The 8,888-nt window shown below is 34.5% G+C and carries 9 protein-coding genes; 6 read left to right on the top strand and 3 right to left on the bottom strand.

Annotation, left to right across the window (positions count from 1 at the left end; translation table 11 throughout):
* The 3 genes from ACYIAJ_RS09195 to nusG form a co-directional block, all read left to right on the top strand.
* On the top strand, positions 1-161 hold a 161-nt coding region (locus tag ACYIAJ_RS09195), incomplete at its 5' end, for an EF-Tu C-terminal domain-related protein (protein WP_483560351.1).
* A gap of 137 nt (positions 162-298) precedes the next feature.
* Positions 299-700, top strand: a complete 402-nt coding sequence (secE, locus tag ACYIAJ_RS09190; RefSeq protein WP_483560346.1) for a preprotein translocase subunit SecE — start codon at positions 299-301, stop codon at positions 698-700.
* 1 nt (position 701) lies between these two features.
* Entirely contained in the window at positions 702-1,247 is a 546-nt protein-coding gene (nusG, locus tag ACYIAJ_RS09185; RefSeq protein WP_483560345.1) for a transcription termination/antitermination protein NusG, read from the top strand.
* A gap of 218 nt (positions 1,248-1,465) precedes the next feature.
* Here the strand turns inward: nusG and ACYIAJ_RS09180 are convergent, their stop codons facing one another.
* Positions 1,466-1,771, bottom strand: a complete 306-nt coding sequence (locus ACYIAJ_RS09180) for an HPP family protein (RefSeq protein ID WP_483560350.1) — start codon at positions 1,769-1,771, stop codon at positions 1,466-1,468.
* Here ACYIAJ_RS09180 and ACYIAJ_RS09175 point away from each other — a divergent pair.
* Complete coding sequence (locus tag ACYIAJ_RS09175; RefSeq protein WP_483560352.1) at positions 1,746-2,114, top strand: hypothetical protein; 369 nt, start codon at positions 1,746-1,748, stop codon at positions 2,112-2,114. The two genes, ACYIAJ_RS09180 and ACYIAJ_RS09175, sit on opposite strands and share 26 nt — an antisense overlap.
* Positions 2,115-2,181: 67 nt before the next feature.
* On the opposite strand, the gene ACYIAJ_RS09170 is transcribed toward ACYIAJ_RS09175, so the two are convergent.
* A complete protein-coding gene (locus tag ACYIAJ_RS09170; protein ID WP_483560344.1) occupies positions 2,182-4,104 on the bottom strand; it encodes an ABC transporter ATP-binding protein in 1,923 nt (640 codons plus the stop codon).
* Positions 4,105-4,194: 90 nt separating this feature from the next.
* On the opposite strand from ACYIAJ_RS09170, the gene ACYIAJ_RS09165 reads away from it, so the two are divergent.
* Positions 4,195-5,352, top strand: a complete 1,158-nt coding sequence (locus ACYIAJ_RS09165) for a sugar diacid recognition domain-containing protein (protein ID WP_483560349.1) — start codon at positions 4,195-4,197, stop codon at positions 5,350-5,352.
* Positions 5,353-5,543: 191 nt separating this feature from the next.
* On the opposite strand, the gene garD is transcribed toward ACYIAJ_RS09165, so the two are convergent.
* Positions 5,544-7,094, bottom strand: a complete 1,551-nt coding sequence (gene garD, locus ACYIAJ_RS09160; protein ID WP_483560343.1) for a galactarate dehydratase — start codon at positions 7,092-7,094, stop codon at positions 5,544-5,546.
* 446 nt (positions 7,095-7,540) lie between these two features.
* Between garD and ACYIAJ_RS09155 the strand changes: the two genes are divergently transcribed.
* On the top strand, positions 7,541-8,869 hold the full coding sequence (locus ACYIAJ_RS09155; protein WP_160404057.1) for an MFS transporter: 1,329 nt from the start codon (positions 7,541-7,543) through the stop codon (positions 8,867-8,869).
* Positions 8,870-8,888: the final 19 nt, after the last annotated feature.

The following is an 8,888-nucleotide window of genomic DNA, read 5'->3' as shown; positions in this document are numbered from 1 at the left end:
TCGAATTACCAGAAGGCGTAGAAATGGTAATGCCTGGTGATAACATCAAAATGACAGTATCATTAATTCACCCAATCGCGATGGCAGACGGCTTACGTTTTGCGATTCGTGAAGGTGGTCGTACTGTCGGTGCTGGTGTGGTTGCTAAAGTTATTAAATAATTGAATTAAGCCTTAGCGGCAATAGAAAGGGTATCATTCGATGCCCTTTCTTATCTAGTCTGTTTAGCAAAATGTTTTTATTAAAAGAGCATTTTGGAAAATAGATATTATTATAAATAACATAATATAGGTTTTATATGCTAGTAAGTAACGAGAGTCAAAATACAAATACTATTCTAGACAAATTGAAATGGGGTTTAGTTCTAGTATTGATTGCGTTTATTGTTTGGGGAAATTTTTATTTTTCCCAACCTAATGATATATATCAACCTAATACAATCGTTCGGATTATTATAGTTGTTGTTGTTTCTCTATTAACTCTGTTTATTGCGATCACAACAAACAAAGGCAAATTATTTTTATCATTTTTAAATGAATCTAAAAAAGAGTTAAGAAAAGTTGTATGGCCAACTCGTAAAGAAACGACACAGACAACTTTACTTATTGCTGCTATCACAGTTATTGTTGGTTTAGCGCTTTGGGGAATGGATTCTTTATTCCGTTCAATAATCTTTTATTTAACATCAATAGGGCGTTAATATGAGCGAATCACAACAAAAACGGTGGTATGTTATTCAAGCTTATTCCGGCTATGAAGCACGTGTTGCACAATCATTACGTGAATATATCAAATTACATAATATGGAAGATGCATTCGGTGAAGTATTAGTTCCAACCGAAGAAGTTGTTGAAATGAAAAGTGGGCAACGTCGCAAAAGTGAACGTAAGTTTTTCCCTGGTTATGTATTAGTTGAAATGATGATGAATGATGCGACTTGGCATTTAGTTAGAAGCGTACCAAGAACAATGGGTTTCATTGGTGGCACGTCGGATCGACCAGCGCCAATTAGCCAACGTGAAGTTGATGCAATCATGAATCGTCTACAACAAGTTGGCGATAAACCACGTCCTAAAACGTTATTTGAGCCGGGTGAGCTTGTTCGTGTTAATGAAGGTCCATTTGCTGACTTTAACGGTGTTGTTGAAGAAGTTGACTACGAAAAAAATCGCTTAAAAGTATCGGTTTCTATTTTTGGACGCTCAACTCCTGTAGAGCTAGATTTTAGTCAAGTTGAAAAGAGCTAATTTTTTGATATAGTTTTTTCACTGAATTAGCTGTATCTTTTAGAAAACCACAAGAGTCAATCTTGTGGTTTTTGTTTTTATGAAAGAAATATAATGTCTTTCGAGAATTTGAGAATAATAGTTCTGTTTCTAATATATTTAATCAAAGTGAGTCGCCAAGGTAGATAAAACCACTATCGGATCATAATTTAACTTATTATTAATATAATACAGGCAATCTATTCTTTTTTAGATTTTTTTATTCTTTTACCCATATAAAAGTGATATCCCAACCAATAGTTAGGCCAACGTGCTTCGATTCCTATATTATTAACTATTAAAGCAACCATGACTAATAAAACCGAACCTATAAGTACTGGTGTTATCAAGAATGAATAGTCAGTAATTCCGGACATCATGATTAAAATAGGGGTTGCACCAGCTGGAGCGTGAACTACACGTAGTAACTGCATCAATGCGATAGATGTCCCAACTGCTAATGCTATCGGTATAATTCCATTGCTAAATAAATTAAAGAACAACACACCTATAAAAGACAAAATCAATGCAATTATTTCATGGCATATAAAATGGTTTAAGAATGATAATTACCGCGGTTGCATGTTTGTACGAGCTAAGTCTGAATATAACAATAAAAGCGAAGAAATATGCGCTATTGTTAGTGAACATAAAAAGTGGATTCAAGATAGGATTTTTGAATGTCTAGGAGGCACAAAGTCATGTGAACAAGCATCTTGCCTAATTATGTTAATACTTGAAGGTATGATATCTTGCACATCCGTTTTTGGTATTGAGGGATATGATTTTGAACAGGCAAAAATGTACATCTATGATATCGTCGATAACATTGGCGAGGATAACCTATGAATTTAAATAGCTGGCTTATAGACAATGGATAGCCATTACCTCAAGCCTATTAACCAAAATGATCAATTTAATCTAAGTTAAACGATTCCAGTTGTTGTTGTAATTCTAACCATTGTAGTTCTGTTTCTTCTAATTGATTTTTAAGTTGGCTTTGCTCTAGTAACAAAGTTGTAAGTTCGTTTTTTTTGCTCGCATCATAGATTGCAGGATCAGACAGTTGTTCTTCAATTTGCTTTAATTGATGGGTTAATTTATCAAGCATCTGTTCTTCTTTTTGTAACTGTTTTTTTATTGGCTGCATTTGTGCACGTAATTCAGCTTGTTTACGTTTTTGCTCTTTACGATCTTGAGCTGATATATTACTTGTATTTTCTTTTTTGGGTGAATTTATTTCGTCATTTGATTGGTTATCATCTTTTTGTGCTTCGGCTAACCATTTTTGATAATCATCAAGATCGCCGTCAAATGGTTCAACTTTATGATCATGGACTAAATAGAATTCATCGGTGGTCGAACGTAGTAAATGGCGATCATGTGACACCACAACTAATGCACCATCAAAATCAATTAACGCTTCAGTCAATGCTTGTCGCATATCTAAATCTAGGTGGTTAGTTGGTTCGTCTAATAAAAGAAGATTTGGTTTTTGCCAGACAATTAAAGCTAAAACAAGTCGCGCCTTTTCACCACCCGAGAAAGTTTTAACTGGCTCGGTGACTTTATCGCCTTGAAAATCAAATCCACCTAAATAATTACGCAGTTCTTGCTCTGTATTTTTCGGTTCGGCAAGTTGCGTTAAATGCCAAAGTGGTGACTCATCGGGGCGTAGATATTCTAATTGATGTTGAGCAAAATAACCTAATTGAACACCTTTAGCGAGATTAATATGGCCTTCTTTAGGTGCAAGTTCACCAGCTAGCAATTTAATCAGTGTTGATTTACCTGCACCATTGCGTCCTAATAAGCCAATGCGTGAACCAGGGACTAAATTAAGCTTAATTTTTTCTAGTATAATTTTATCATCATAACCCGCTACAACTTTTTCCATCATTAACAAAGGACTTGGTAAGAATTCAGATGGCTTAAAATTAAAATGAAATGGATTATCAACATGAGCAGGTGCAATCAGTTCCATTCTTTCTAACATTTTTATACGGCTTTGTGCCTGTTTAGCTTTTGTAGCTTTGGCTCTAAATCGATCGATATAATTTTGTAAGTGTGCAACTTTGAGTTGTTGGCTTTCATAGAGTGATTGTTGTTGTGCCAACTTTGTTGAGCGTTGAATTTCAAATGAAGAGTAGTTACCGGTGTATTCAAATAAACTTTTTTGTTCAATATGAATAATTTTATTGACTAAAGGATCTAAAAAATCACGATCGTGAGAGATTAAAATCAGCGTTCCTGGATAGTTACTTAACCATTTTTCAAGCCAAATGACAGCATCTAAATCAAGGTGATTGGTTGGTTCATCAAGCAATAATAAATCAGAACGACACATTAACGCTTGTGCCAAATTCAATCGCATTCGCCAACCACCGGAATAGGACTTAACCGGTAACATTAATTGCTCATTAGAAAAACCAAGACCATGTAGTAAGGTTGCAGCTCGAGCGCGAATTGTCCAAGCATCAATGGTATCAAGCTTTTCATGGATAATCGCAATTTGCTGACCATTATTTTGTTCATTAGCGGTATCTAACTGTTTTTCTAATTGTCGATACTCACGATCGCCATCAATGGCATATTCAATCGCAGGGATATCTAATGCCGGAGTTTCTTGATTGACCCAAGCGAGTTGCCATTGCGATGGTATACTTAACGTGCCGGCATCAGCTTGAATTTCACCTTTAATTAGTGAAAACAGCGTCGATTTTCCGCAACCATTTTTACCTACTAACCCAACTTTTTGTTGAGGATTAATGGTTGCTGAAGCATTATCTAAAAGTAAGTTAACGCCTCGGCGCACTTGGATTGAATCAAAAACTATCATGATATTTTTGTCTATTATTCAAAATAAAATGTGTTATGCTAACAAAAAATTGGGTTTATGCAAAATTAAAATAGAGTAATTAATATGGTAATGGACTCTTATAACCTTATACCTAAAATTGCACAACAAATTGTTGAAAGAACCATGAAAATTATTGATTGCAATATCAATGTAATGGATGCACATGGTTGTATTATTGGCAGTGGTGATTTAGAACGTATTGGAGAGCTACATGAAGGAGCGATGTTAGCTATATCTCAGAAACGAACAGTTTCAATTGATAGTACCATGGTGAAAAATTTACAAGGTGTTAAACCAGGAGTCAATCTACCGTTAAAACTTAATGATAGGATTGTTGGTGTAATTGGATTAACTGGCGAACCTTCCGATATTTGGCAATTTGGAGAGCTTGTTCGCATGTCTGCAGAAATGATGATGGAACAAACTCATTTATTACAAGAGCTATCTTATAATAATCGTTTAAAGGAAGAGCTTATCCTAACGCTAATTGAAAAAGAGACTTTGCCCGACAGTATGATTCAATGGGTTAAACGATTGGATATCGATTTGGATTTACCCAGAGTGGTTGGTATGATTGAGGTCGATAGTGGACAGTTAGGCATTGATACTGCAATGAGTGAATTACAAAATTTACAAACACAGATACAATTGCTAAGTAAACATAATTTAGTAGCAACTAAATCAGTTACTGAGCTAGTTATTTTAATCCCAGCACTTAATAGGTATGGACGATGGGATTTATTAGAACATAAGAAGAAACTAGAGTCACTTATTATTACAATAAAAAATATTACTCAATTAGATATTAGAATTTCGCTTGGTAATTATTTTGAGCAACATCCTTATCCTTTGGTAAAGTCTTACCAGACAGCAAAAACGACGATGTTAATTGGTAAACAAAGAATGCCTAATATTCGTAATTATTATTATCAAGAGCTAATTTTACCTGTTTTATTACATGGATTAAGTTATGACTGGCAAGCCGAAGAATTATTATTACCTTTGAAAAAATTAAGGCTGGCTGATAATAATGGTCTTTTGAGGAAAACTTTGCAAACATGGTTTAAAAATAATGTTCATAGTAGTAATACAGCTAATGAACTTTTTATCCATCGTAATACATTAGAGTATCGTTTAAATAAAATTGCTACGTTAACAGGATTAAATCTTGCAAAATTTGATGATAGATTACTTTTATATATAGGTTTGCAATTAGATAGAAGTTAATTTATAGGAATTGCTTGCATTTATAATATGCAAAAAGCTAGGTTAAAGCTGTTTGCTTTTATTTAAATAGTATGAATGAACATTATAAAAAACTATCCAGATGAAATTTTACATGAAGACGATTAATGAGTTTTTAAATAATTATCTTAATCATGAAGCGTAAACAATCTGGCATTTTCTTTTATAAATAATTAGGTTATTGGTGCAGGATTGAAAATAGCTAACGGGTTATATAATTTCCAATGATCTGACCATGGTTTCTTTCTTCCACTTGCTACATCTAAAATCAAATGAAATAGTCTCCAACCTATATCTTCAATTGTTGCTTTTCCTAAAGCAATATCGCCGGCACTAATATCAATTAAATCAAACCACTGTTCAGCCACAATATTACGGCTAGACATCTTAATTACTGGTACCATAGCCAAGCCATAAGGTGTTCCTCGTCCAGTAGTAAAAACTTGTAATGTAATTCCTGACGCAACTTGTTGAGCTCCGCAGACAAAATCGCTTGCCGGTGTAGCTGCAAAAATCAATCCTTTTTTCGTTGGGCGTTGTCCAGGAGCTAGAACTTCTACAATAGGGCTTGTTCCTGACTTAGCAATTGATCCCATTGCTTTTTCGACTATGTTATTTAATCCTCCCTTTTTATTTCCTGGCGTTGTATTTGCACTACGGTCGACTTTTCCGGCAGCAAGGTATTCATCATACCACTGCATCTCACGAATTAGTGCTTTACCAACCTCCTCATTAGCCGCTCTTGGTGTAAGTAAGTGAATACCATCACGTACTTCAGTAACCTCAGAAAACATCACAGTAGCACCGCATCTAACTAATAAATCAGAAGCAAACCCTACAGAAGGGTTTGATGTGACGCCAGAAAAAGCATCACTACCTCCGCATTGCATACCTATTACTAATTCTGATACTGGAACAGTTTCCCTTTGACGCTGATTTAATCGTTGTAAATGCTTTTCAGCTACATTCAAAATATTATTCACCATGGCTTTAAAACCACGTTCATCTTGCAATATAACTAGATCATCATTTTCTATTTTGATAGGAATTGAATCTTCAGTTCCTTTTAGTAATTTTTCTGGCTGAAGTTTTTCACACCCCAAGCTCACAACCATAATTTCACCACCAAAATTAGGATTTTTAGCTAAATTATGAATAGACCGTATTGGTACAATAGCTGCTGGAGCATCAATAGCTACACCGCAACCATAAAGATGCGTTAATGGAACAACACCATCTACATTTGGATAGTTAGGTAATAAATCACGCTCAATAATTTTTGAGACATACTCAACAACGCCAGAAACACAGTTAACGCTCATGGTTATACCAAGTATATTTCGCGTTCCAACGGAACCATCTTTATTACGATAACCTTCAAAAGTATAACCGTCCAAAGGTGGAAGCGGTTCACTTTTTTTTGTGGCAATGGCTAATTCATGTAATTCGGGGGCGGTTGGTATTTGAGTCACAGACTCGTTAACCCATCCTCCTTTTTTTATATCTACTTTGGCAAAACCAATAATTTCACCATAACGGATAATTTCTTGCCCTTGATTTATATCATTTAAAGCAACTTTATGACCTTGAGGTATATTCTCAATTAGTTCTAATCCATCCGGAAATAGAGCTCCTTTGGGCAACCCACCATCATTCACAACAATAGCAACGTTATCAATTTCTTTGATTTTGATATAGAGCGGTTTATTACGATGGTTTTCCATTATTTATTTCCTATAAAATGATTAGCTTTTCAGTAATAATCAAAAGTGCAAAGATTTATATCTACTATGATGTTTTTACTGATTTATTTTTCGTATATTAAATGTAAAAACAATGAATATCATTATGAATATTCATAATTATTCAAGGTGATATTACGATTAATTTGTGCAGATGACTATATTAATGTGTTCCACATCACAAAATTAGAGCAACTATCTAAAATTATGTGAGGAATATAACATTACATTGTGCATTTTCACAAAAATAAGTGACATTCTGGTTATTATTTTGTTTTTTCATCTAATGAAATATATCGCCTGACTGTCCGATAATAATTTATTAATAACGGGTTACTGAGAAATATTTAATGACTAGTGATTTTCTACTCAGCGACGTTTGTAAAGATTCAGGATTAATAAATTCAAAAATCGTATAGAGGCTAAATATGAAAATAAACAAAGCAAGGCAAAAAAAGACTAACATCCGGTGGATGACAGTCATTTTTTTATTTATTGTCACCGCTGTTAATTATGGTGATAGAGCTACATTAGGTATTGCAGGAAAATCAATATCGGGAGAATTGGGATTTGATGCGGCAGCAATGGGCTGGGTAATGTCATCATTTGGTATTGCCTATGTGATAGGACAGTTACCTGGTGGTTGGTTATTAGATAGATTTGGATCAAAACGAGTTTATTTTTACAGTATTCTATTCTGGTCTATTTTTACCTTATTACAAGGTACAGTTCATTTTTTTATTGGTGCTTGGGCTCTTATTATGCTCTTCACTTTTCGGTTTTTAATGGGGTTATCAGAAGCACCTTCCTTTCCTGGAAATAGTCGCATAACAGCAGCATGGTTTCCTGCTAAAGAAAGAGCAACAGCAGTAGCTATTTTTAATTCAGCACAATATTTCGCGACAGTAATTTTTGCACCGATTATGGGATGGTTAACTCACGAATATGGGTGGCAATCTGTATTCTTTTTTATGGGAGGTCTTGGTATTTTGGTGAGTATTGCAACGCTAATTATGATTCGTAATCCCAAAGATCATCCATGGGCAAATCAAGCAGAGGTTGATTATATCATTGAAGGCGGAGCTTTGGTTGATATGGATCAAAAGAAAGCGGATGGTAAGCAAAAAGGACCAAAATTAGGTTATTTAACTCAGCTTCTTACAAACAGAATGTTGCTTGGTGTTTATTTAGGACAGTATTGCATTAACTGTTTAACATTTTTCTTTATTACTTGGTTTCCTATTTATCTTGCAACGCAACGTGGAATGAATATTAAAGAAGTTGGTTTTGCTGCTGCTATTCCAGCTATTTGTGGTTTTATTGGTGGAATTAGTGGTGGAGTTTTTTCAGATTTTCTAATGCGTAAAACAGGATCGCTTTCAATTGCACGTAAAACGCCGATTATTTTAGGAATGTTATTTTCGATGACAATGATTTTATGTAATTACGTTGATTCAATTGCATTAGTTATTTTATTTATGTCAATGGCTTTCTTTGGTAAAGGTGTTGGTGCATTAGGATGGGCTGTTATGGCTGACACTGCACCTAAAGAAATGAGTGGACTTGCTGGTGGACTATTCAACATGTTTGGTAACGCATCTAGTATTATTTCACCAATTATTATTGGCTATATTGTTGCATGGACAGGTCGATTTGAATGGGCTTTAGTTTTTGTGGCTGGTCACGCTTTTGTTGCAGCGTTTAGCTATTTAGTTATTGTTGGTCCTATTACACGTATGGAATTAAAGAAAAATTAACAATATTTATAACTAACAA

This window comes from Gilliamella sp. X-46, assembly GCF_057063525.1.
This window is presented reverse-complemented; position numbering and strand designations above follow the sequence as displayed.